This is a genomic window from Fischerella muscicola PCC 7414, from assembly GCF_000317205.1.
Classification (GTDB): Bacteria; Cyanobacteriota; Cyanobacteriia; order Cyanobacteriales; family Nostocaceae; genus Fischerella; species Fischerella muscicola.
In genome coordinates this window covers 15,355-37,462 of record NZ_AJLK01000085.1, presented here as the reverse complement: position 1 = coordinate 37,462, position 22,108 = coordinate 15,355, and the positions used below count along the sequence as shown (strand labels likewise).

Sequence of the window (22,108 nt, the reverse complement as noted above, 5' to 3'; positions counted from 1 at the left end):
CTAAATAAGCTTAGAAAGACAAAGTGGGGGTGATTCTGCGATCGCCCCCACAACTATAATTAACTCTGCGCGACGGCAGCCGCTACAACGGGGGAGACCCCCAAGGGCGCGCTGCCTCCCCTTTGCGTTCTCCTTTGCGATCCTCTGCGTTTAAAAACACTACCTTAACCAACCACCATTTTCTGAACTGAACCGTATTGATATATCAACAAAGCAAATACCGGATAAACACAGATGGGTTTTTTGTCTGTATTTATCCGGTTAATTTTTGCTTGAGTGTGAAAAAAGTCTTGGTTTTGTTTGATTTAACTCATAGGCAATCCTATTCAATCAATTTCAAATTTATCCAGTAGCTTCTTTCCGTAAATCACTGCGGCAACAGTAACAATATCTCCCTGAATGCGATAGATGATTCTGTAGCTGTAGGCCTGATATTCTCTGATGTTATCGTTGCCAAATTCTGGTACAATACGACCGGAAAAAGGTTCTTTACTTAAGTTGACACTTGTGTCAAGTATCTTCTTGACAACTGTTGCAGCATAGGAAGCCGAGTCACGAGCTATATATATGGCAATTGCCTCTACATCATCTAATGCTTTGGGAGACCATTCTACTTGATAAGCCATTTGTTCAATCGTTCTTCGGCCTCATTTTGGGTTCTGGTTGCTTGATGTTCGGCCACTTCTAAACCGCGCCGGACTTTTTCAATGACGTACAAATGATATTGGACATCTTCTATAGAACAATTATCGGGTAATTGGTTCAAAAGAGATTGTATCTTTTGTTTTGTAGAACTCATAATTTAATTTCTAGTTAATTTATATTGCAATATAGTTAGGTGGGCAATACCCACCTAATACATTGTTAAAAATTCTCGAAGTTTGCGATAGCTTCCTTAATCTTATCTAAAACTTCGTCCACAGGCATAGTCCCTAGTTCCCCATTTGCACGAGTGCGGATACTTAAAGAGTTGGTTTCTACTTCTTTAGCACCGATCACAGCCATGATGGGGATCTTTTCTTTTTCGGCATTGCGAATGAGTTTACCCAGGCGATCGCCACTGGTATCCACTTCCGCCCGCATACCTAACGCTCTCATTTTTGCTGCAACTTCTTTGGCAAAATCGAGTTGCACTTCACTAACTGGCAATAATCTTGCTTGTACTGGTGCTAACCACAAAGGGAAATCTCCAGCATATTCTTCGATTAAGATGCCAATTAGTCTTTCTAGAGAACCGAAAGGCGCACGGTGAATCATCACTGGACGTTTACGAGAACCATCTTCAGCGACGTACTCTAAATCAAATCTTTCTGGCAAGTTGTAATCGACTTGCACCGTTCCCAACTGCCATTCTCTCTCCAAAGCATCACGGACGATAAAATCTAGTTTGGGGCCGTAGAAAGCAGCCTCACCAATTCCCTCAAAGTGATCCATTCCCAAAGTTTCGACAGCGCGACGTATGGCGCTTTCAGCTTTGTCCCAAGCTTCATCAGAACCAATGTATTTATCGCTAGCCGGATCGCGAAAACTTAGCCGTGCTTTGAAATTCTGATCAAGTTTGAGAGTTTTAATCACTGACAAGATCAAATCCACCACGTTGAGGAATTCGCTGTCTAGCTGCTCTGGGGTAACAAATATGTGAGCATCGTCCTGAGTAAAGCCCCGCACTCGCGTTAAACCACCCAATTCCCCAGATTGCTCGAAGCGGTAGACAGTGCCAAATTCCGCCAACCGTATCGGTAACTCACGATAAGAACGCAATTCGCTCTTATATATTTGGATGTGAAAAGGACAATTCATGGCTTTGAGAACAAAGCCTTGCTCATGGACGGCTGCATCTTCGTTTTCTGCCATCATCGGGAATAAGTCTTCTTTATACTTCTGCCAATGGCCAGAGGTTTTAAATAAATCGACTCTACCGATGTGAGGAGTGACAACTGGTTGATAGCCACGTTTTATTTGTTCTTGTTTGAGGAAGTCTTCTAAAAGACTCCGCAGTAAGGTTCCTTTAGGTGTCCATAATGGCAATCCTGGTCCCACTAAGTCGGAAAAGATAAATAACCCCAGTTCCTTACCCAGTTTGCGGTGGTCGCGTCGTAGTGCTTCTTCTTTACGCCGCTTATACTCTGCTAGTTGTTCTGGGCTTTCCCATGCAGTACCGTAAATGCGTTGTAGCTGTGCTTTGGTTTCGTCTCCACGCCAGTAAGCACCAGCAACACTTTCTAATTCAATGGCTTTTGGATTTAATTCCTTGGTGTTTTCTAGATGTGGTCCGGCGCACAAATCCCACCATTCATTGCCCAAATGATAGATTGTAATCGGTTCTTCTTTAATATCCGCCAGAATTTCTAGCTTATAAGGTTCGTTAATTTCCTTAATCCGGCGTTCAGCTTCTTCTCGACTAACTTCTTCTCGAATAACTGGTAGTTTACGATTAATAATCTTATCCATCTCTTTTTTGATGGCTTTGAGATCCTTATCGGTAAAAGGCTCCGGATTATCAAAATCGTAGTAAAAGCCGTTTTCTATCCACGGGCCAATGGTAACTTGCGCCTTGGGAAACAGCTTTTGCACCGCCATTGCCATCACATGGGATGTGGTGTGACGAATTTTTTTTAAGTTTTCTGATTCACTTGTACGCGGCAAATAAATTTTTTTCTCTGGCTGTTCTGATGGACTAGATTGTTCAGAAGGCGACATTGGCTGCTGATCCATTAGCGAAGTGATGGTTTATTTAGTTATTTTCGACTGACATATATATTAGCGACCTTGAGGAATTAGGGAGCGGGGATCAGGGAGCGGGGATCGGACTCGGGGAATTAATTAGAGATGAGGGAATTAAGAAAAATAATAATTAAACAATTCCCGCTCACCAATACCTTGTTCCTGATCCCCGATCCCTGATCCCCAATTCATAAATAATTTTTTATATAAATTGAAGATGCTATGTTTTTGATTGTTATTACTTAATACTATTTCTATTTTCCCTAAAGACTTAAGAAATATTTAAATACTTTACTTGAATCTGCCTTGAGGATAGGTACAAAGAATATTGGATCTATATATAATATTTATATGTAGCACAAAATACATTTTTTTGAGAGTTTATGGCATAAGACATATTTTTTTAAATGTTAAGAATCTTAAATAGCGTTAATATTAGTAAGAAAGTTAGAAATATGCTTGTCAATTATGCAAGACTCAAATTTATCAGAGCCTGAGTTGCTCAAGACAATTTTGCAACCACTGCTGGATGATTTTCAGTATTGGTTTGCGCGATCGCGTAACTTTCTGGAAACAGAGCAACTTAATTTTATGAGCAGCCAGGAGCAATCTGCTTTGCTAGAGCGAGTCAAGCAAGCCCAACAAGAGGTTAATACAGCCAAGATGCTGTTTACAGCAATAGAAGGACAAGTTGGGATTGATATGGCAACCTTAATGCCTTGGCATCAATTGTTATCGCAATGCTGGAAGGTAGCAATGCATTTCCGCACTGAAAACTCAAGCTCACAACAGCAAGACGGCATTTAAGTTCTTGAAGCGAATAAAACCCTTGACAGCATTTCTTACTTGTGGGGGTTATGTAATTTATTATACACCAGTTTTTGATTCCCAGATTCAAACCGCAAATATAGGCGTAGGAACAGAGTTTTTGCTATTTGCCATAGTTTTCAATTCAAACTAGGCAAAACAAATCGTTGTCATAAATGGTTTTAAAAATTTTGCCTCTGGAGGAAAACCCGATGTTACATCTGCTTTACATTCTGGCTTTTACAATTCTTGCTTGTATAGCTGTTGCGAATTTAATTCGCAATTTAATTATGTTCAGTTTTGATAGAGACCGGAGTTATCCAGCTAGGTACTCGTCAATGGCAAATCAAGGTAATTATCCCTACGTAGCATCTAGAAGAGCATTCACACCTCATCCAGAATTATTAGATGATTCTGGCAACATCATCAAAGAACCCTTGTTGGTAATGCGTTCGATCAACGTCGATGATGCCCGTCAACAACTTGATGCTCTTTACGAATCTTCACCAGGGCAAAAAAGCGAAACTCAGGAAGAAGGTTAGGGATTGGGGATCTGGGATCGGGAATTGGGTAGGAACCTAGTTATCATCCCTAGTCCCTAGTCCCTAGTCCCTAGTCCTTCTCTAGGCTTCAATTACAACTCGGAGGTTTCCGCGTTTGTTGGCAACACGGCAAGCTGTGGTATTGCCAGAACGCTCGAATTCTAAATCAAGGATGGTGGGGCCGACTCGCAGGTTATGCAGCGAGAGGCGATTGATTGACTCTGGCAAAGCGGGGTCGATAATTCGTAAGCAGTTATTGGGTGCGTCTGGAACTAGATTCACCATCATATGCAGCAGCTGAAAGATACTGCCAGTAGCCCACGCCTGGGGTGTACAAGCAACAGGATACTGTACAGGAGAACTGTCATCACTGATGCGCTCGAAACCGCAAAACAACTCTGGAGGGCGATGATAGGGCTGCTTTTTAGTCATGTCGAATAAACCCTCAAAAAGTTCCAAGGCTTGATCGACTAAACCGAGCGATCGCAATCCCATAGCGATCAAAGAATTATCATGGGGCCATACAGAACCGATGTGATATCCCATCGGATTGTAAGCAGGTGACAAACTGCTGAGGGTGCGAATACCCCAACCATTAAACATATCAGGTGCGCGCAGTCGCTCTGCCACACTATAAGCTTTTTCTGGTGTAAAAATACCCAAGTGCAGACAATGACCAGGATTGGAGGTAATACTGTCTACTTGTTTACCATCTCCATCTAAAGCTAAAGCACAGAAATCTTGGTCTTCCATCCAAAAATCTCTGTTAAATCGCAGCTTGAGATTTCTAGCTTCTTCTTGCCAACGATCTGATAAATCCAGCCGCTTTTTCATTCTAGCAATTTCTGCCAAGCGCATTTTAGCTGCATAGACATAACCTTGCACTTCACAAAGAGCGATCGCTCCGTTAGCTAATTCGCCTTTACGATTGACAATACAATCACCAGAATCTTTCCAACCTTGGTTAGCTAAACCACGTTTGGATTTACGTTGATAGCTGAGGTAGCCAGTGGCTTTCATGTTGCGATCGATCCACTCCATCGCCGCCAATGCATTCGGCCAGAGATTTTCTAAAGTTTCTGTATCATGTGTCCATGCATAGTACTCGGTGTATAGCATCAACCACAGAGGCGTAGCATCAACAGTACCGTAGTAAGGAGTATGGGGAATTTCCTGACACCTAGCTAATTCTCCTAAGCGTAGTTCGTGCAGAATCTTACCTGGTTCCTCTTCGCGCCACTCATCCTCGACTTTACCTTGGTATTGAGACAGAAGAATCAGAGTTTCTTTAGCAATTTGGGGATTTAACATCAAAGTTTGGGAAGCTGTAATGATAGAATCCCGCCCGAATAGTGCTGAAAACCAAGGTACTCCCGCCGAAACAGTCTTATATTTACCAAAAGACTGACGCAACAAATACATATCTTCCTCGGCGCGTTCAATCACACGATTCACAGCACCTTTTTCATCTGTGCGAATACGTGTAATTTCTTGCACCCAGTTTTGTTCTTCCATTGTCTCAGCAGCTTTTGCTTGACTCAAGGTTACAGGAGCGCTGACAGTAGAACTGGGCTTGTTATTGGTGAGCATATTCACCCGATAGCCCAATTTTTGTTTTTCATGAGATGCTAACTCTAACTGCCAAATTGCTGTGTAACCTTTGAAGTAGTCTGGTAGTCGATGTTGAAAATTGATGCGAGATTCCATCACCAAACCATCTACACCCTGGTAAGCCAGTGTTAAAGATTTGTCTGTGGGTATAGCAGGATGAAGTTTGGGAGGCGAAGCACCATCGAGAGAAACTACCGTGTCTTCTACAAATGTCGGCTCGATCAGACGTAAAAGCTTGCCTTGCTTTTCTCTGCCAAAGCCTCTAACTTCAAATAAATCTACAAAATCAGCATCAAAGCTGATACTGAGTTCAAAATTGATTGTACTTGTGCTATAATTAGATATTTCTAATTCTTCAAAAAGGGCACCATTTAGCACAATTTCTCGGCGAATACCGACTGTATCAGCTTGGAGGCGATCATCAACTCTCGGATTAGTACATAAAACTGACAGTGAAAAACCTTTATCAGCAGTACTACTTAATAACACAGGCGATCGCCCATCAATCTGCAACTCTAAGCGGCTCAAAAATCGGGTATCAGCACAAAATAGCCCCATACTAGGGTTGCCATCACCGAGAGAACACGCAGAAAGATTACCCAGAGTATCTGTAACTAAAAATAAGTCGTCATCTTTAATCGTGAGCGTTAACTGCGGTCTTTCACTAATTACACAAGGCCATTCAGGTATAGGTAGTAACTCTGCGGAGACAAAAGTTTTTCCATCCAGGAAAATCCTCTCCGGTGTCATCAATATATCCGGTGTCATCAGCCAGTATTCCGTGTACAAATCTATATTTTTTCAGGTCAGTTCAGCGTCAACAGGAAAAAAGACGCCCTAGCAAAACTTTGTGAGCTTTGTTACCAAAGATAAATGATAATCACATTTAGCTAGTGGGCAGAAACACATCAAAGTTAGATTATTAAATCTTTATAATTCTAAAGTGAATTAAAAATTTGCGTAGATAAACACAAAAAAACAGGAACTTTTTTTTCGTTTGTTTTGATTCACTTTTTGAATTTCTGAGCAATCAACCTTAAAGGTAATTGGGGTATTACCTAGCAATTGCGATGGTCAAAGACCTCTCCTTCGGAGCATGGCAATGGAAATATAAAGTTAAACCCCGTCCTTAAGGACGAGGTCTTCATCCGGACTTAATATGACACCAATATGAATAGAATGCGATAAATATAAAGATTTTTTATATATCTATTTTTTTAATTATTAAAAAATAATAACTTTATCCCAACATTATGTGCTGGTTTAGTTAACACGGTAATTTTGTCTAGTTAGGGCTTGCTGAAAAATAAAGAAAAGGTGACAGGATCTAAGTAAACCTTAAGGTGTAGGGTGCGTTGAAGCAACGCGTAACACACCACTGGTGTGGTGGTGCGTTACGGCTAATTCTTAATCTCTGAACGCTCAAATCCTTACACAGCCGTAACACACCCTACTTTATATTTACTGAACAACCTACCCAATATCTTGCACCTGTCGCAATTAAACAGCCTGCGATATAAATCGCAGACTGATAGCAAAAGTCTTCGTGCATAAGACTGAAAAAAGAAATTCACTCCATTAAAATGGAGTTGAGCTATTAGCCCAGAACCCAAGTTCTGGGCGGGATTTGAAGCTTACTGAAATTGATGCAAGCTCTGAGCTACCCCACAATTAAATCAGACCACTAAAATTGTTGCTGGTTCATCTTAGATTTGAGCGAGTACCATTTCATAAGCTCTTTCATACTGATCGGTCATTGTTTCGACGCTAAAGCGACTAACAACGTATTCCCGACAAGTTTGACGGTCTAGTTTCATGGCATCTGGAATGACTTCTATCATTTGTTCCAGACAATCGCAGACAAAACCAGTTTTACCGTGCGCTATGACTTCTGGTACTGAACCTAAACCCATGCCAATTACGGGTGTACCAGTTGCCATTGACTCAATCATTACCAGACCAAAAGGCTCACGCCAAGTAATGGGGAACAAAGTTACAGTCGCGCCACTTAAAAGTTTTACTTTGTCTTGGTGGGAAATTTCACCCAAATACTGAATTTGTTCGCCGTCAATCAGTGGTTTGACTTGCTCCTGATAATACTTCTGGTCAACAACATCAACTTTACCAGCCATCTTTAGAGGTAGACCTGTCGCACGGGCAATTTTAATTGCTTCTATTGGTCCTTTTTCTGGAGAAAGTCGTCCGACAAAAGCAAGGTAAGCAGGTTGTACAGGTTCAGAATTAAAAGGATAGACAGCTGTATCTATACCGTTGTAGACGGTGTGGATATAGTTTAAACCTAAACGTGGTTCTCGCTGTGCTTGACTAATACTGATGAAGGGTTGCTGAGCATAGCGCCGATACATCTTTTCGTTATCGGGCGTGAAAACCCCATGCATCGTATGAACCGTGGGTGTTTTGACAAAACTGGTGTAAGGCAGGACAGAACAACCAACGTGGGAGTGAATTATATCGAAATGATGTGCGTTTTCATAAACCTCAGCCAGCGACATCTGCTCATAAATCATTGGCTCTTTAACGCTAGGATCGAGGCGTAAAGCTTTGTCATGGACTGAGTAGAGCTTTGCTTTAGTAATTGAGTCACCAGAAGCAAACAAAGTGACATCATGACCTCGTCGAACTAATTCATCCGTTAGCAACTTCACAATTAGTTCAATACCGCCGTAACGAAAGGGGGGAACACGCTCCCACAAAGGGGAAATTTGAGCAATTCTCATGTTTCACCTAAACATGTCAATGTCAGCATGTTTGCCCACATTGCTGTGAATTATGCTAGTGCGATCGCAGCAAACCAACATAATTTCACAAACTTGAGGACAAGCACACTTTATGTTCAATGCTGCTAATCCTGAGGACAGAAACAAGTTAAACCGCTGCTTGTATTTTCAAAAGATTTGTATTTTGCTATTTCTCTCCACCAAGACTTTTACTATTACCAGTAGTAATTGCAGACTTAAAAATGCTTTACTGTGAGACAAATTTGAATTGATTACATAATTTTAAGATTTTTGACAGTATTATTTTTGAACACAAATTTATATTACATTGAAGAATTACAATTAGCAATATACTTATATATGATAAATACGATTATACAAATTCTAATTATTGAATTTATAAGCTAGAAAGAGTAAAAAAATACACACAATCTCTACTAATTCAAAAAGGTATAAAGTAGAATTAATAAGAACTTTCTCTTAGACTACATATTACAAATTAATACTAGTAGTTTTATAAAAATACAAGTATGAGAGGGAATAAAAGCCAGTAAAATTACGCTTTTTGTGTAAAAAAAATATCTGCCAAATGTTGAAAAATTATGACATTGAGACTATTTTTTAGATGAGTTTATTTCTTGGATTTACATAATTATTTGGCGATCTCTGTCTTGAAAATGGGTGTGGGGGTGGTTTGAGTGTAGGAGTGTAGGAGGAGTTAAATTTTTATTCCCTCGTTGTGTGATTTATTCAGATGACCGTCTAACTTGTTGATCATGTTAAGAATAATTTGATCAGGGAAATTGCTTCTATCAATAGTGAGAATTTTGCTAACAAAATCAAGGCAAGCAGGAAAAATGTGTAAATTTTATTTACTTTGGCTGAATTGGAAATAATTGATAGTAGTGAACTTAAACTACTCCAGGTTTCGCTGAAGCTGCACCTGGAGCTTGTGTACTCAAAAAACAGCTAATTTCTTGTTTAGAGTTCTGCTTCCACTGTGTGCCGTCGTCTCCTGGCAGTAGTTTACCATTCTTTACATATTGCAACGATATGCTTGATTGGAAAGTCCGTTGTAATTTGTACAATGCAGCTGTGACGTGAATCATGTCCAGATTGTGGCTCCTTTAGGACGTTCATGAGCATTTCAACTTCCGTGCTGATTGATTTGCTACAGGCTATACCCCACCTGCGGCCCCAACTATACTTCAAAGCTTCGCTAACGGCGTTGTCCCATGCGATGGAGGATCAGGTTTTAGCTGCTACTCTCGAGCAGCCCTTGGTTATTGCTAGCTTTCAAAGAGAGCGATTTTATCGCCAGGAAGCTCATCGCTATCAGCGGCTTGCCCAGCGAAGTAACCAGGTATACGTATTAGCTGCCCCAGAAACTGATTTTACTAACAGCTCGGAATTTTACGAAAAGATAGCTTTTGAGGCAGATGATGCTCTCAGCCAAGAGTGGCATTTAGTAGTCATCGCTCAAAACTATGCCACTTGTTTAGTTTGTCGGGAAAGTCTTGGTTCTTTAGCCAAAAATATTCGACTGCGAGAATTAAGTCCTAGTCTGGATATGGACGCGGCGCGAAGATTTGAAGGAATTTGGACGGCGGAACGGGGAGTAAGTCTGCAAGCTGCTGAACTATTATTGCAGAGGATTTTAGTTTACAGACCAGAGTTAACAGATAAAATCGAGCAAGCCCGCCAGCGTTTTGGTATTGGAGGACGTAAGATTACTTCAAATACAAAGCAATTACTGAGTGAATACGCCTGCGATATTGACACCGATCCATTTGTGCAACGTTTGGTGACTTATTTACAAGCGAGTCAGTACAAATTGCATAAAGCCTACCGTTCTATCTCCGCCCAGGCACGTAAAGAAAGACTAGTTAATTCAATTAGTACCGCGATTAGGCGATCGCTCGATCCCAAAGAAATTCTCACAGTCGCAGCCCAAGAACTAGGACAAAACTTAGGTGCTTGTCGCTGTTTAATTTACCGCGCTCAAGCTACAGATGATCAAGCAATCATTGAACACGAGTTTTTAAGCCCTGGTGTTTCATCTTTTTTGGGACAAACTTGGCCGCTAGAAAACAATCCCCTGTTCCAAGAAGTGGTAATTCAGAGTGAAGGCGTCCGAGTTGTCGATACTCTCAACGACTCGCGGGTAATTAACTCTAAAGCATTGTGGCAGATTGTAGAGAGACATGCCATTCGCTCTTGGCTGATGGAACCAGTGCTGTTTCAAGGACGACTGTTGGGGATTGTAGAATTGCACTATTGTGGTGAAACTCCCCATGATTGGCATCCGGGTGAATTAGACTTGGTAGAAGCGATCGCCACTCAAATAGGGGCAGCTCTCATTCAAGCCGAAGCTTACGCCAACTTAGAAGAACTTAACCAGCAACTAGAAGCCTTAGACCGTACACGTAGCAACCTGATTGCGATCACAGGTCATGAATTACGTACACCTTTGTCCACAATTCAAGTGTGTTTGGAAAGCCTTGCTACGGAACCGGATATGCCTCTAGAACTGCGACAAGTCATGCTCAACACGGCTCTTTCTGACTCCGAACGGATGCGAAAGCTCATTCAAGATTTCCTCACGCTTTCCAACTTAGAAAGTGGGCGAGTAGAATGGCATCCGGAATCATTAACCTTACAAGAGTGTGTAGACCTAGCACTCAGTCGTCTTCGTACTCGCCTAGCAGGCGATGAAAATTTGCCCCAGATCACAACAGAATTAGCAAGCAACCTGCCTTTAGTCAGAGCTGATGGTGATTGGTTGGTGGAGGTGCTAGCAAAACTCGTAGACAACGCTTGCAAATTCACACCACCAGATGGGCAAATTACCATCAAGGCTATTCGCAACAATAGTAAGATGGTCGAAGTGACTGTGGCAGACACAGGACGAGGTATAGAACCCAATCGTTTAGAAGTAGTTTTTGACCGTTTTTATCAAGAAGAGGGAGCGCTCAGACGCAGTACAGGCGGTACAGGTTTGGGCTTAGCAATATGTCGTCAAATCGTCAATGGCTGGGGCGGTGAAATTTGGGCAGAATCACAGGGTAAAAACCAGGGTAGTCAGTTTCATTTCACCATACCCATCATTGAGGGAAGCCAGGAAAAAAGACCATCAAGAGTCAATTATTAGTTGTTAGTTGTTAGTTGTTAGTTGTTAGTTGTTAGTTGTTAGTTCCCAACAACCATTAACCAACAACCACCAACCAACTAAACTGTTACAGTTCCTTACACAATCGCAATATGTCCCCATCAGCGGTGTTACGATGCCGTAAAAACGTTGAGAGACGCTTTATGGCAGAAACACTTTCTGGACAAACTCCCATCTTTGGTGGCAGCACTGGTGGCTTGCTCAAAAAAGCAGAAGTCGAAGAGAAGTACGCTATCACTTGGACTAGCCCTAAAGAGCAAGTTTTTGAAATGCCTACTGGTGGTGCTGCTATTATGCGGCAAGGACAAAACTTGCTATATTTAGCTCGTAAAGAGCAAGGTATCGCTCTAGGTGGCCAACTCCGGAAATTTAAAATCACAGATTACAAAATTTACCGGATTTATCCTAACGGGGAAACAGCTTACATTCATCCAGCTGATGGTGTCTTCCCTGAGAAGGTTAACCAAGGCCGCGAGAAAGTACGGTACAACGATCGCAGAATCGGTCAAAATCCCAGTCCTTCTAAAGTTAAATTCAGCGGCACAGCTACCTACGACGCTCCCTAATTCACTATGAATTAAGGAAAGGTCACTAAATATAAGCAGACACAGTGAACCAGAGATACAGGATACGGAAACAGAAGATACGGGGCAGGGAAACTCATGTTTAACTCTGTGTCACCGCATCAAGTACGTCTCCCGTTCTCCGTGTCTCTTATTCTCTGCGTCTGCTCTGTGTTGAAAATGGGGCATTGGGTATGGAAAAATCATCAGTATTTTAATTACCCTTACGGGTTCGCGCTTACGCTCATGGGGGACTCACCGGTCCCCACTCCCTGTCGCTCGTGGGGATTGGGGGCTAGGGGCCCCCTTTGGGGTTGGGGGAGGGCACCCCCCTTCTGCGCGCTGGCTCACCAATTACCAATTACCAGCCTAAGCGACAATATTAAGCATTCAAGCCGACACAATCTTATTTATTTCTGAGAATAATTAAGAATTAATAAATAAAGTAGTATAAGTTCTGAAGTATAAAATATAAAACCTAATCGTCCCCTACGGTCAGTCGCTCGTGGGGCTAGTGTTATTTTATAGTTTAGCTTTAATGTTAAATTCCCAAAGTAAGTAGCATTACAAAATTAATTACATATAATCGCTATGAAAACAGGGCATAATCACACCCTGTTAAGAGTTCCCCGTTCCCTGTTCCCTTTATTTGATTATTTATATGATTTTCCCTGATTTTTCTCAGTTCTCCGAACTAGCTAAAAATGGTAATTTTGTTCCGGTTTATCAGGAATGGGTTGCAGACCTGGATACACCAGTTTCTGCTTGGTATAAAGTTTGTGCTGGACAACCTTATAGCTTTTTGCTGGAATCGGTAGAAGGTGGAGAAAAAATCGGGCGTTATAGTTTTTTAGGTTGTGACCCGTTATGGATTTTAGAAGCAAGAGGTGATAAGACCACTCAAATACACCGTGATGCTTCTCAGGTTGTATTTACAGGTGATCCATTTACAGCTTTAGCCACATGTTTAGAACCTTTTTATCCTGTTAAATTACCCCAGCTACCACCGGGAATTGGTGGTCTATTTGGGTTTTGGGGCTATGAATTAATTAATTGGATAGAACCGCGTGTACCAATTCATCCACAAGATGACCGTAATCTTCCTGATGGTGTTTGGATGCAGGTAGATCATCTGTTAATTTTTGACCAAGTTAAGCGGAAAATTTGGGCTGTGGCTTACGCGGATTTGCGTGATCTAAATGTGGATTTACAGACAGCCTATGAAAAGGCTTGTTGTCGTGTTACTCAAATGGTCAACAAGTTATCTCTGCCCTTATCACCGCAAAATACCTTACTGGAATGGAAACCTCCAGCAAGTAAGAGAGTGGGAGAAGTAGGAGTAGAGGAGTATAAGAGTAATTTTACTCGTGAGGAATTTTGTCACAGCGTTAAAAAGGCAAAAGAGTACATCAAAGCCGGCGATATCTTCCAAGTTGTAATTTCCCAGCGCTTATCGACAGAATACACTGGTGATCCTTTTGCCCTGTATCGTTCCCTGCGTCAAATTAATCCTTCTCCTTACATGGCTTTTTTCAACTTCCAGGATTGGCAGATTATTGGCTCGAGTCCCGAAGTGATGGTAAAAGCCGAACGTGACCCAGAAGGGGATTTACTGGCTACAGTGCGTCCCATTGCTGGTACTCGCCCGCGGGGTAAAACAACCCAAGAAGATATAGCTTTAGCAGATGATTTACTCAAAGACCCCAAAGAAATAGCTGAACACGTCATGCTGGTTGACTTGGGTCGTAATGATTTGGGACGGGTGTGCCAAAGCGGTACGGTGAAAGTTGACGAGTTAATGGTAATTGAACGCTACTCCCATGTTATGCACATTGTCAGCAATGTGGTTGGTAAATTAGCACCTGGTAAGACAGCATGGGATTTACTCAAAGCCTGTTTCCCCGCCGGAACAGTTAGCGGCGCACCCAAAATTCGGGCAATGGAGATCATAAATGAGTTAGAACCTAGTCGGCGCGGTGTATATTCTGGTGTTTATGGATACTACGATTTTGAAGGGCAATTAAATTCTGCGATCGCTATTCGGACAATGGTTGTACGTCATAATACAGTTAACGTTCAAGCAGGCGCGGGTTTAGTAGCTGATTCAGAGCCAGAAAAAGAGTACGAAGAGACTTTAAATAAAGCTAGAGGATTGTTAGAAGCAATACGTTGTTTGCGCTGAAGTGAATCTATGCGGAAAAAGAACAGAATGTTGTATAATTTTTCATAAATTTTTACTTCCGCAATGTGATCATAATCATATCCTTTGTGGGGATGTTCGTTAGAATAACACTAAGCAATAGCCTTTAGCATCTACGATCTTTTTTAATCTGTTTATACTCCACAATGAAAACCAAAAATTACTTTTGGATTGTGGATAAATGGAGTTGACAGCAATTAGTGATGGTTGCTTGGTTAAACCATTTCGATTTCATCATGCATTGATGCAGATAGGAATTTAGTACACAAGTACTAAATTAAAGGAATTTCATCTCTAGTAATTTTTGAGAATCAGTAATTAGATTCAGTTAAAGGATAATTTGACGGTACTTGGTCAGTAAATAAAAGATCATGAAAATGCGCCCATAAATTTTTGATGGAAAAAATTGTTTTTGATTGATTGCGCTAACTTTTAGCAAACACTGTAAAAACAATTTGTTCAGATTTCATATATCCAAAAATTTTTCAAACACCAAGGTACTAATAAATTATGAAGTTAAAAATCAGACGCCGACAATTTGGTCAGTTGGTACTTGCTAGTGCTGCGACTACAGCGATTATCAACCTTGCAGATAAAGGTTTTGCTCAGAATTCAAGTACATTAGTATACGGAGCAATAGTTGCCGCCAAAGGCCGAAAGCAAGCAAAAGATCAAGATTCCACAGATGTAGCTAATACTACTCCAGCAATAAATGTGACGGCTTTAGATGTGGCAACTCTTCAACAAGTATCGACTACAGAGGTTCCGTCTACAGCTGTGGACAATGCAAATACAGTTACTGAGAGCGCCCAGAAGGCATTATATACTGAACCAACTGAGCGGATAACTGGATTTACTAGCCTATCCGACGGCAGTTTTGTTTTTGTAGTTGTTGGCAGTTCGCGGAAGGGTAACTATACCAAATTGCTAATTACAGATATTAAAAAGCTTGATAAGAAGCCTAAATCAAAAAAAATATCGGGATTCAAAAAGACTAACAACACAATAGAAGGTGTTGTGGGAACCAAAGATGACAAACTTATTTGCATAGTCAGTGAAAGTGGGGGTACGCCTCCTTTTAAATTTGCGCTTGTTGATCCACAAAATGGCAAAGTATCTTATGAATCTGATTTAGCTTTACCAGAACTTTTCCCAAATCGGCGATATAGTAATTTAGCTCAATCGCCGCTTGATGGAAAATATTATCTTACGACTATGAATTCAGAAGGCATAACACAATTAGCACAGTTAGACTTGGATAATAAATCGATAATTACTGGTAAAGGAAAAATTATCGAATTGTCACCATTGACTTTTGACAGACAGGCCCTAGCAAACGATTTATTCAGCCTCGCTTTCTCTCCGTCAGGCGATCTGTATGCAGTTGGAAAAGTCAAATCTGAGCAAACTAAATATCTATTTAATGTGGATCTCAAAAATGCACAGATGAAAAGGCTGACAGAATTTTCAGTCGACAAAATTGCCTTCGCTCGTTCCTAGTAAAAAAGTAACTTCACTCTCAAGACCTAGTGATTAAATCCCCCGTGTTTATAACTTGTCATTACCCACATTTTTGAAATCTCTTGCTTGGTTGCTATCCCGCCTTGGAATTTATTCCAAGGCTAATAGCCAAAGTCTACGTTCAGTAGACTCAACAAAAATTTCAGTCCACTTAAGTGGACTCAGGCTATTAGCCCAGAACTGAAGTTCTGGGCGGGATAAAACCAGAGTGCGAACTTCGACTATGACAAAAATGTGGGTAATGACAAGGTGTTGAGAACGGGGGAGATGTCAAATTGTCTACTGAAGATGAGATTTAACTAAAGTGCTTGATTATCGCTTCCGCAAATTCTGAACACTTTAAAGGTTCTACAGGTGGTTCCATTAACCGCGCTAAGTCGTAAGTAACTTCACGGTTAGCGATCGCATCTCCAATACCTTTTTTGATCAAGTCTGCTGCTTCTTGCCATCCTAAATACTCCAGCATCATCACACCAGACAAAATCACCGAACCAGGATTGATGCGATCCAAGCCAGCGTGTTTGGGTGCAGTGCCGTGGGTAGCTTCAAAAATCGCGCATTCATCGCCAATATTTGCCCCTGGGCCCATTCCTAGTCCACCGACAATGGCTGCTGCTGCATCAGACAAATAATCACCATTCAAATTCATTGTCGCCAGAATCGAATATTCGTCTGGTCGAGTTTGAATTTGTTGGAAAATACTGTCAGCGATGCGGTCATTAACCATCACCTTGTCTTGCCATTTACCATTGCCGTGAGTATCCCAAATTGAGTTAAGAACTGTTTCTACTTCCTTGACAATTTGGGCTTGTTTCTCTGTGGTTAAAGCATCAAATCCAGGATCAACCATTCGGGCGTTTTCTTGGGTCGTGATGTTGGGGTTTTTTTCTTTGTTACTTAAAATCCAAGATTCCCTTTCTGTGATGCACTGCTGTCGAAACTCACTAGTAGCCAGTTCGTAACCCCAATCACGGAAAGCGCCTTCGGTGTATTTCATGATATTGCCCTTATGCACCAAAGTCACCATTTGTTTCTGTTTGGGTAGTTGCAGGGCGTGTTTGATGGCACGTCGTACTAAGCGCTGGGAACCTGTTTTACTGATTGGTTTAATGCCGATCCCAGAGTCGAGGGGAATTTGTTTTTTACCGTGTTCTGGTGTGGCAGGGATGAGTTCTGTGTTGAGATACTTAATTAAGCGATCGCCGATTTCGCTACCTTGTCGCCACTCAATCCCCAAATAAATATCTTCGGTATTTTCCCGATAAACAATGACATCGAGTTTTTCTGGATTTTTGTGGGGAGAAGGCGTACCTGCGTAGTACCGACAAGGACGCACGCAAGCATACAAGTCAAAAATTTGCCGTAAAGCAACATTTAGGGAACGAATTCCACCGCCTACAGGTGTGGTCAAGGGCCCTTTTATTGCCACGCCATATTCTTGGATTGCTGTCAGGGTATCCTGGGGTAAATACTGATATGTTCCGTATAATTCACAAGCTTCATCCCCAGCATATATCTTAAACCAGCTAATTTTCCGTTTGCCTTTGTATGCTACATCTACAGCAGCATCAAAGACCTTTTGGGCAGCAGGCCAGATATCAATACCAGTACCGTCGCCGCGAATGAAGGGGATAATCGGATTGTCAGGAACACTTGGTTCACCGTTTTTGAAAGTGATTTTTTCTCCGGTTGAGGGGGGAGTAATTTTTTCGTACATTCACACACTCCTGATTGTGACGCAGCGACAACAGCTGCTGTAGTTGTTGGTGGTTAGTTGTTGGTCGTTGTTTGTTGCTAGATAATTATTCCAAATAACGAACAACAAACAGCAAGAACAGATTTTGCTGTGCTTTGTTATTGATCAAGCTAGTAGGCAGAGTTTTCCCCTCTCCAGAAGAGTTTAACGGATTGGGGAGACTGGGGACTAGAGGCTGTAAGCAGGACAAGCCAGACAAGGGGGAATTATTTAACAAGTCTCTTCCCAATGCCCCAATCCCGGATCCCTTATCCTCTCTTTCGATGCTATCTTATCGCCTCGAAGCGTAATTGGTATACCCTGAAAATATACAGCAAACAGCCAGCAACTGAAGAATGAAACAGAGATTACTATCAGTGTGACTGACTAAGAGTTCATAATGTTAGAATTCCACTGTCAAGCTGTAGGCAGAACTAAAACGAATATTTTGCGAGAGTTGATCAGGTCGTTAGGTACTACAGCAACTAACATATCGAATGATAATACAGGTATATAATGAGTAGGCTTTGGGAGCAATTTCCTGTAAACTACTCTACGCTACTATGCTTTCCCATCCACAAAATTTTCTAGCTAACACTTGTTCACCGATCGCATTTTCTGAGTAATGGCATGACAGACCCAATGATTGTATCAGGCACATCTTCTGACATTGAATCCTTACGCAGCCAGTTAATTGCTGGGTCATTGCAAGTCCAACAACAAACGATCCCGCAGCTAGCTAACCTTGGTAACAACGGATTTGATGTCCTGATGGAATTTTTAATGGAACGTCGTGACACTCCCGCCACTTGGGTTGATGGTAAAGCTTACCAAGTGCTGTATAACTCTGATTCGCCTCAAATTAAAGAATTTCTCCAAACCCATTTTCCCCAGGGTATTGTACCTTTAAAATCAGACTGCGGCATTGATTACAGTCCCTTGCAACATCTGTTGGCAACTCAAGATTTCCAGGCTGCTGACCGCACGACTCTGCAAAAAATGTGTGAAATTGCAGGTGCAGAAGCTGTTAAGCGTAAGTGGCTTTATTTTACCGAAGTAGAAAATTTTCCAGTCACAGATTTACAAACCATTAACAAGTTGTGGTTAGTCCACTCCGAGGGGAAATTTGGTTTTTCAGTACAGCGAGAAATTTGGTTGGGTTTGGGGAAAAATTGGGATAATCTTTGGGTAAAAATTGGTTGGAAAAAAGGTAATAACTGGACACGTTATCCTCAAGAATTTACTTGGGATTTAAGCGCCCCTAAAGGTCATTTACCCCTTTCTAATCAACTGCGAGGAGTGCGAGTGATTGCGTCTATATTTGCTCATCCGGCTTGGGGTTAACACAAGACAAAAGGAGAAATAAGACAATGTTAGATAGTAATAAGCGAGAATTCTACGTAGTTATTGAACGAGATGAAGATGGATATTATGTAGGCGAAGTTCCACAATTAAAAGCTTGTTATAGTCAAGGAGAAACAATTGATGAGTTAATGAGCAATATTAAAGAAGTAATTGAACTGTGTTTGGAAGAAGAGACTGATGTAAACCTGCCAGAGTTTGTAGGTATTCAAAAGGTAGTCATTTGATACCAAAACTACCAGCTATAACAGGTGATGTGGTGATCAATGCCCTTGAAAAAGTAAATTTTCAGGTTGTACGTCAAAAAGGAAGTCATGTGCGAATGCAACATGAAGATGGGCGGGTGGTCACGATACCTGTACATAGTGGTAAAACTATTGGTAAGGGATTGCTACTTAAGATATTGCGGGATGCTGAAATTACCAAGGAGGAGTTTATCTCATTGCTGTAATGTAGAGTTTTCACGTTAAAATGCGATCGCACCTCGCCAGATTCATCTTAAGAATTTAATTCCACAACCGAACAATGGCTAGCGTTAGTCTCGAAAGCATTAAGCGTAAATTCAACAATGTCACTGCCATAGAAGATATTACCTTTAATATCCCCGATGGGGAATTTTGGGTTTTGGTAGGGCCTTCGGGTTGTGGTAAGTCTACAATTTTACGAACGATCGCTGGTTTGGAAACTGCCACCTCTGGCAAACTTTACATTGGGGATAAGCTGATGAATAATGTCCCCGCCAGACAACGAGATGTGGCGATGGTGTTCCAGAATTATGCCCTGTACCCGCACATGACGGTGGCAGAAAATATTGCCTTTGGGTTACGGATGCGAAAAGTTGAGCCTAAGGTTGTGCAAGAAAGGGTGATGACGGTGGCGCGATCGCTGGCGTTGGAACACTTGTTGGAACGTAAACCCAAGCAACTTTCCGGCGGACAGCAGCAACGGGTAGCATTAGGAAGAGCGATCGCCCGTCAACCACAGGTATTTTTATTAGATGAACCTTTATCAAATTTAGATGCCCAATTACGAGATGATACGCGGGCAGAGTTAAAAGAGTTACATCATAATCTGGGCATTACTACGGTATATGTGACTCATGATCAAGTTGAGGCGATGACTTTAGCTGATCAGATTGTGGTGCTGAATCGCGGCAGAATTCAGCAAATTGGTGAACCGCAAGAAATTTATGCTAAACCTGCTAATCGGATGGTGGCAACTTTTGTGGGTAGTCCGCCGATGAATATTTTACCAGCTAAGTATGTGGCTGGGGGTTTTGATGTGGATGGGCAGGTGTTACCTGTGAGTGGGAATATGGAGGGGAAGTTGCATCTGCGGGAGGGACAGGGGTTTGATTTGGGTGTGAGGCCGGAGAGTATTAGTATTAATGAACCGCCAAGACGCCAAGGACGCGAAGGAGAATTCGCAGAGTTGGTGGTGGAGGTGAAGGTGGTGGAACCTCTGGGAAGGGAGACTTTGATTCGTGCTGGTTTAGCTGGTTCGGGGGTAGTGGTGAATGTGCAGGTGGGTGCGGATGTGCGTCCCCGTCCAGGCGATCGCTTGGTGTTGGATATTGATTTGAGTAAGTTGTTTGTGTTTGATACTGCTACTGGCGATCGCTTATATCCCCCTGTGGCTGATTGATTGGTAGGGGCGTACAGTTGTACGCCTTTTTAATAAATTCAATAGGTATCAGGATTTTGTAGAATTTAGGTAGTTGTGCCAGGTTTGGGCTATTGCTTTCGCATCTTTGCCAACAAAAGTTTCTTTGTCGCCGTTACTCCAAGTAATGAAGCAAGCAGGTTGCTCGTTGGAGATATTTTGATACACTGGGCGAATGTGAATTTGGCGAGCGTAAGCTAAGTTTAACCAGCCTCTTGTTGATGTTTGGCAAAGGAGTAGGTTTTGTGGCATGATCTAAGTCTCCAGAATATTGTCACAAATATTGTGGGTAGAGAAGCGGTTTGACTTTCGACTGTGGAACCGCTTTCTCTATGTTTATAGCATAATAGCTAGCTAGCTAAATGTCAACTACAATCTAGATAATTGTTAGTAGATAGTTATAAAATTAATATGGTGTAGAGTAGAGTGAAAATTTATGGATGTAAAATGCAAGTTACGAGATTATATGGATAACCAAGATTTAACCCAGCAAGAAGTTGCAGCACGAACTGGGTTAAGTCCAACAATTATCGGCAGGTTGTACCATAATCGCTTCAGTCGCTTGGATAATCAAACGGTAATAAAGATTTGCAAGTTATTTAATGTGTCGCTAGGCGATATGTTTTATATCGACGAAGAGGATCACCAGGAGTAGCAAACCTTCATTCAGCTTGGATGCGATCGCTTACAGAATATGCTGTTGGGTGAAGTAGTGCGATCGCTCTTTTGAATTCTCATCCTAATTGAGTTGAGGCAATTTATCTAAACTAGAATTACCGTGTTAATTTGACAAAAGGCTTGATAATGACACAACTTACATACAAGGTTGAAGCTTTTTGGGATGCAGAAGCCGAAGTCTGGGTTGCAACTAGTGAAGATGTACCAGGATTGGTAACAGAAGCTTCTACGATTGAGACTCTGATGCAGAAACTGAAGGTAATGATTCCAGAACTCATTCAATTGAATGGAATCATGACTTCTGAATACAAGGGTTCTATTACCTTTGAGTTGACTAGCCATCGACAAGAATTAATTGAGGTGGCTTAGTAGATGAGTTCATCATTTACTCCTGAGTTAAAAAAGATTCTTCAAGAGGCTGGTTGTTACTTTGAGCGGCAAGGTAAAGGTGATCATGAAATTTGGTATAGTCCAATAACAGATCATCGATTTGTAGTCGATAGTTCTATTAAGTCGCGCCACACAGCCAATGCTGTTTTAAAGCAGGCAGGACTACCAAAAGTCTTTTAATTGTATATGATCGCTCACGGTATATGCTGTTAGGTGAATTAGTGCAATCGCACTTTTGAATTCTGATCCTAATTGAGTTGAATTTGAGAAAACAGTTAAAGTTATCCGGATGTGGACACATTATGATTAGGTTTGAGCTAGTGTGGCAAAACTTACTAGTCCAGTAGGGTGCGTTATGGCGAAGCGAACGCACCGAGATAAATGGGTGCGTTACGGCTATTGATCA

Annotated in this window: 21 protein-coding genes; 13 read left to right on the top strand and 8 right to left on the bottom strand. The window is 41.6% G+C overall.

Translation table 11 applies throughout. From position 1 onward, the window contains the following. Positions 1-326 precede the first annotated feature (326 nt). The 3 genes from UYI_RS0112375 to thrS form a co-directional block, all read right to left on the bottom strand. Positions 327-626, bottom strand: a complete 300-nt coding sequence (locus UYI_RS0112375; RefSeq protein WP_016866981.1) for a type II toxin-antitoxin system RelE/ParE family toxin — start codon at positions 624-626, stop codon at positions 327-329. Further along, positions 611-799 carry a hypothetical protein gene (locus UYI_RS39995; RefSeq protein WP_009456103.1) on the bottom strand — a complete coding sequence of 63 codons (189 nt, stop codon included), beginning with the start codon at positions 797-799 and terminating at the stop codon, positions 611-613. The genes UYI_RS0112375 and UYI_RS39995 overlap by 16 nt, the downstream gene beginning before the upstream one ends. Before the next feature lie 65 nt (positions 800-864). Beyond that, positions 865-2,715 (bottom strand): threonine--tRNA ligase, encoded by a 1,851-nt coding sequence (gene thrS, locus UYI_RS0112365; RefSeq protein ID WP_016866980.1) that lies wholly within the window; start codon positions 2,713-2,715, stop codon positions 865-867. A 477-nt stretch (positions 2,716-3,192) separates the two neighbouring features. Between thrS and UYI_RS0112360 the strand changes: the two genes are divergently transcribed. Next, positions 3,193-3,531, top strand: coding sequence for a DUF2605 domain-containing protein (locus UYI_RS0112360; protein ID WP_016866979.1), 339 nt, complete (start codon positions 3,193-3,195; stop codon positions 3,529-3,531). Between the two features lie 212 nt (positions 3,532-3,743). Further along, positions 3,744-4,073 carry a DUF2973 domain-containing protein gene (locus tag UYI_RS0112355; RefSeq protein ID WP_009456096.1) on the top strand — a complete coding sequence of 110 codons (330 nt, stop codon included), beginning with the start codon at positions 3,744-3,746 and terminating at the stop codon, positions 4,071-4,073. Between the two features lie 81 nt (positions 4,074-4,154). Here UYI_RS0112355 and UYI_RS0112350 read toward each other — a convergent pair whose 3' ends face one another. The 3 genes from UYI_RS0112350 to UYI_RS0112340 form a co-directional block, all read right to left on the bottom strand. Next, a complete protein-coding gene (locus UYI_RS0112350; protein ID WP_026085913.1) occupies positions 4,155-6,452 on the bottom strand; it encodes an amylo-alpha-1,6-glucosidase in 2,298 nt (765 codons plus the stop codon). Between the two features lie 938 nt (positions 6,453-7,390). Then, positions 7,391-8,422 carry a glycosyltransferase family 4 protein gene (locus tag UYI_RS0112345; protein ID WP_016866976.1) on the bottom strand — a complete coding sequence of 344 codons (1,032 nt, stop codon included), beginning with the start codon at positions 8,420-8,422 and terminating at the stop codon, positions 7,391-7,393. A 911-nt stretch (positions 8,423-9,333) separates the two neighbouring features. Beyond that, positions 9,334-9,531 carry a hypothetical protein gene (locus UYI_RS0112340; RefSeq protein ID WP_016866975.1) on the bottom strand — a complete coding sequence of 66 codons (198 nt, stop codon included), beginning with the start codon at positions 9,529-9,531 and terminating at the stop codon, positions 9,334-9,336. A 29-nt stretch (positions 9,532-9,560) separates the two neighbouring features. Between UYI_RS0112340 and UYI_RS0112335 the strand changes: the two genes are divergently transcribed. The 4 genes from UYI_RS0112335 to UYI_RS0112320 all read left to right on the top strand — a co-directional run bounded on the left by UYI_RS0112335 (position 9,561) and on the right by UYI_RS0112320 (position 15,854). Next, the gene (locus UYI_RS0112335) at positions 9,561-11,573 is read left to right on the top strand and encodes a DICT sensory domain-containing protein (protein ID WP_016866974.1); all 2,013 of its coding nucleotides are present in this window, start codon (positions 9,561-9,563) and stop codon (positions 11,571-11,573) included. A gap of 161 nt (positions 11,574-11,734) precedes the next feature. Next, positions 11,735-12,157 (top strand): photosystem I reaction center subunit II PsaD, encoded by a 423-nt coding sequence (locus UYI_RS0112330; protein WP_016866973.1) that lies wholly within the window; start codon positions 11,735-11,737, stop codon positions 12,155-12,157. 658 nt (positions 12,158-12,815) lie between these two features. Continuing rightward, positions 12,816-14,336 (top strand): anthranilate synthase component I, encoded by a 1,521-nt coding sequence (gene trpE, locus UYI_RS0112325; protein WP_016866972.1) that lies wholly within the window; start codon positions 12,816-12,818, stop codon positions 14,334-14,336. Positions 14,337-14,864: 528 nt separating this feature from the next. Next, entirely contained in the window at positions 14,865-15,854 is a 990-nt protein-coding gene (locus UYI_RS0112320; protein ID WP_016866971.1) for a hypothetical protein, read from the top strand. A 316-nt stretch (positions 15,855-16,170) separates the two neighbouring features. Here the strand turns inward: UYI_RS0112320 and UYI_RS0112315 are convergent, their stop codons facing one another. Then, positions 16,171-17,592: an NADP-dependent isocitrate dehydrogenase gene (locus tag UYI_RS0112315; protein ID WP_016866970.1), complete on the bottom strand. Its 1,422-nt coding sequence runs from the start codon at positions 17,590-17,592 to the stop codon at positions 16,171-16,173. A gap of 648 nt (positions 17,593-18,240) precedes the next feature. Here UYI_RS0112315 and UYI_RS0112310 point away from each other — a divergent pair. The 4 genes from UYI_RS0112310 to UYI_RS0112295 all read left to right on the top strand — a co-directional run bounded on the left by UYI_RS0112310 (position 18,241) and on the right by UYI_RS0112295 (position 20,616). Next, entirely contained in the window at positions 18,241-18,954 is a 714-nt protein-coding gene (locus UYI_RS0112310; RefSeq protein ID WP_026085912.1) for a GUN4 domain-containing protein, read from the top strand. Positions 18,955-18,980: 26 nt separating this feature from the next. Next, entirely contained in the window at positions 18,981-19,199 is a 219-nt protein-coding gene (locus tag UYI_RS0112305) for a type II toxin-antitoxin system HicB family antitoxin (RefSeq protein ID WP_009458174.1), read from the top strand. Beyond that, a complete protein-coding gene (locus UYI_RS0112300; protein WP_026085911.1) occupies positions 19,199-19,423 on the top strand; it encodes a type II toxin-antitoxin system HicA family toxin in 225 nt (74 codons plus the stop codon). The genes UYI_RS0112305 and UYI_RS0112300 overlap by 1 nt, the downstream gene beginning before the upstream one ends. Before the next feature lie 74 nt (positions 19,424-19,497). Continuing rightward, complete coding sequence (locus UYI_RS0112295) at positions 19,498-20,616, top strand: ABC transporter ATP-binding protein (RefSeq protein WP_016866967.1); 1,119 nt, start codon at positions 19,498-19,500, stop codon at positions 20,614-20,616. Between the two features lie 48 nt (positions 20,617-20,664). Here the strand turns inward: UYI_RS0112295 and UYI_RS0112290 are convergent, their stop codons facing one another. Continuing rightward, positions 20,665-20,886, bottom strand: a complete 222-nt coding sequence (locus UYI_RS0112290; protein WP_016866966.1) for a hypothetical protein — start codon at positions 20,884-20,886, stop codon at positions 20,665-20,667. Positions 20,887-21,070: 184 nt separating this feature from the next. Here UYI_RS0112290 and UYI_RS0112285 point away from each other — a divergent pair, with 184 nt between their 5' ends. The 3 genes from UYI_RS0112285 (at position 21,071) to UYI_RS0112275 (ending at position 21,882) form a co-directional block, all read left to right on the top strand. Next, positions 21,071-21,289 (top strand): helix-turn-helix domain-containing protein, encoded by a 219-nt coding sequence (locus UYI_RS0112285; protein WP_016866965.1) that lies wholly within the window; start codon positions 21,071-21,073, stop codon positions 21,287-21,289. 149 nt (positions 21,290-21,438) lie between these two features. Beyond that, positions 21,439-21,681, top strand: a complete 243-nt coding sequence (locus UYI_RS0112280) for a DUF1902 domain-containing protein (RefSeq protein WP_016866964.1) — start codon at positions 21,439-21,441, stop codon at positions 21,679-21,681. A 3-nt stretch (positions 21,682-21,684) separates the two neighbouring features. Beyond that, positions 21,685-21,882 (top strand): type II toxin-antitoxin system HicA family toxin, encoded by a 198-nt coding sequence (locus UYI_RS0112275; protein ID WP_016866963.1) that lies wholly within the window; start codon positions 21,685-21,687, stop codon positions 21,880-21,882. Positions 21,883-22,108: the final 226 nt, after the last annotated feature.

Bases quoted from the DNA above. Each gene is read 5' to 3' on its own strand.
- thrS (WP_016866980.1), bottom strand. From the start codon at position 2,715: ATGGATCAGCAGCCAATGTCGCCTTCTGAACAATCTAGTCCATCAGAA.
- UYI_RS0112310 (WP_026085912.1), top strand. From the start codon at position 18,241: ATGACAGACCCAATGATTGTATCAGGCACATCTTCTGACATTGAATCC.
- UYI_RS0112285 (WP_016866965.1), top strand. From the start codon at position 21,071: ATGGATGTAAAATGCAAGTTACGAGATTATATGGATAACCAAGATTTA.
- UYI_RS0112340 (WP_016866975.1), bottom strand. From the start codon at position 9,531: ATGATTCACGTCACAGCTGCATTGTACAAATTACAACGGACTTTCCAA.
- UYI_RS0112290 (WP_016866966.1), bottom strand. From the start codon at position 20,886: ATGCCACAAAACCTACTCCTTTGCCAAACATCAACAAGAGGCTGGTTA.
- UYI_RS0112355 (WP_009456096.1), top strand. From the start codon at position 3,744: ATGTTACATCTGCTTTACATTCTGGCTTTTACAATTCTTGCTTGTATA.
- UYI_RS0112375 (WP_016866981.1), bottom strand. From the start codon at position 626: ATGGCTTATCAAGTAGAATGGTCTCCCAAAGCATTAGATGATGTAGAG.
- UYI_RS0112280 (WP_016866964.1), top strand. From the start codon at position 21,439: ATGACACAACTTACATACAAGGTTGAAGCTTTTTGGGATGCAGAAGCC.
- trpE (WP_016866972.1), top strand. From the start codon at position 12,816: ATGATTTTCCCTGATTTTTCTCAGTTCTCCGAACTAGCTAAAAATGGT.
- UYI_RS39995 (WP_009456103.1), bottom strand. From the start codon at position 799: ATGAGTTCTACAAAACAAAAGATACAATCTCTTTTGAACCAATTACCC.
- UYI_RS0112350 (WP_026085913.1), bottom strand. From the start codon at position 6,452: ATGACACCGGATATATTGATGACACCGGAGAGGATTTTCCTGGATGGA.
- UYI_RS0112315 (WP_016866970.1), bottom strand. From the start codon at position 17,592: ATGTACGAAAAAATTACTCCCCCCTCAACCGGAGAAAAAATCACTTTC.
- UYI_RS0112345 (WP_016866976.1), bottom strand. From the start codon at position 8,422: ATGAGAATTGCTCAAATTTCCCCTTTGTGGGAGCGTGTTCCCCCCTTT.
- UYI_RS0112295 (WP_016866967.1), top strand. From the start codon at position 19,498: ATGGCTAGCGTTAGTCTCGAAAGCATTAAGCGTAAATTCAACAATGTC.
- UYI_RS0112275 (WP_016866963.1), top strand. From the start codon at position 21,685: ATGAGTTCATCATTTACTCCTGAGTTAAAAAAGATTCTTCAAGAGGCT.
- UYI_RS0112320 (WP_016866971.1), top strand. From the start codon at position 14,865: ATGAAGTTAAAAATCAGACGCCGACAATTTGGTCAGTTGGTACTTGCT.
- UYI_RS0112305 (WP_009458174.1), top strand. From the start codon at position 18,981: ATGTTAGATAGTAATAAGCGAGAATTCTACGTAGTTATTGAACGAGAT.
- UYI_RS0112330 (WP_016866973.1), top strand. From the start codon at position 11,735: ATGGCAGAAACACTTTCTGGACAAACTCCCATCTTTGGTGGCAGCACT.
- UYI_RS0112335 (WP_016866974.1), top strand. From the start codon at position 9,561: ATGAGCATTTCAACTTCCGTGCTGATTGATTTGCTACAGGCTATACCC.
- UYI_RS0112360 (WP_016866979.1), top strand. From the start codon at position 3,193: ATGCAAGACTCAAATTTATCAGAGCCTGAGTTGCTCAAGACAATTTTG.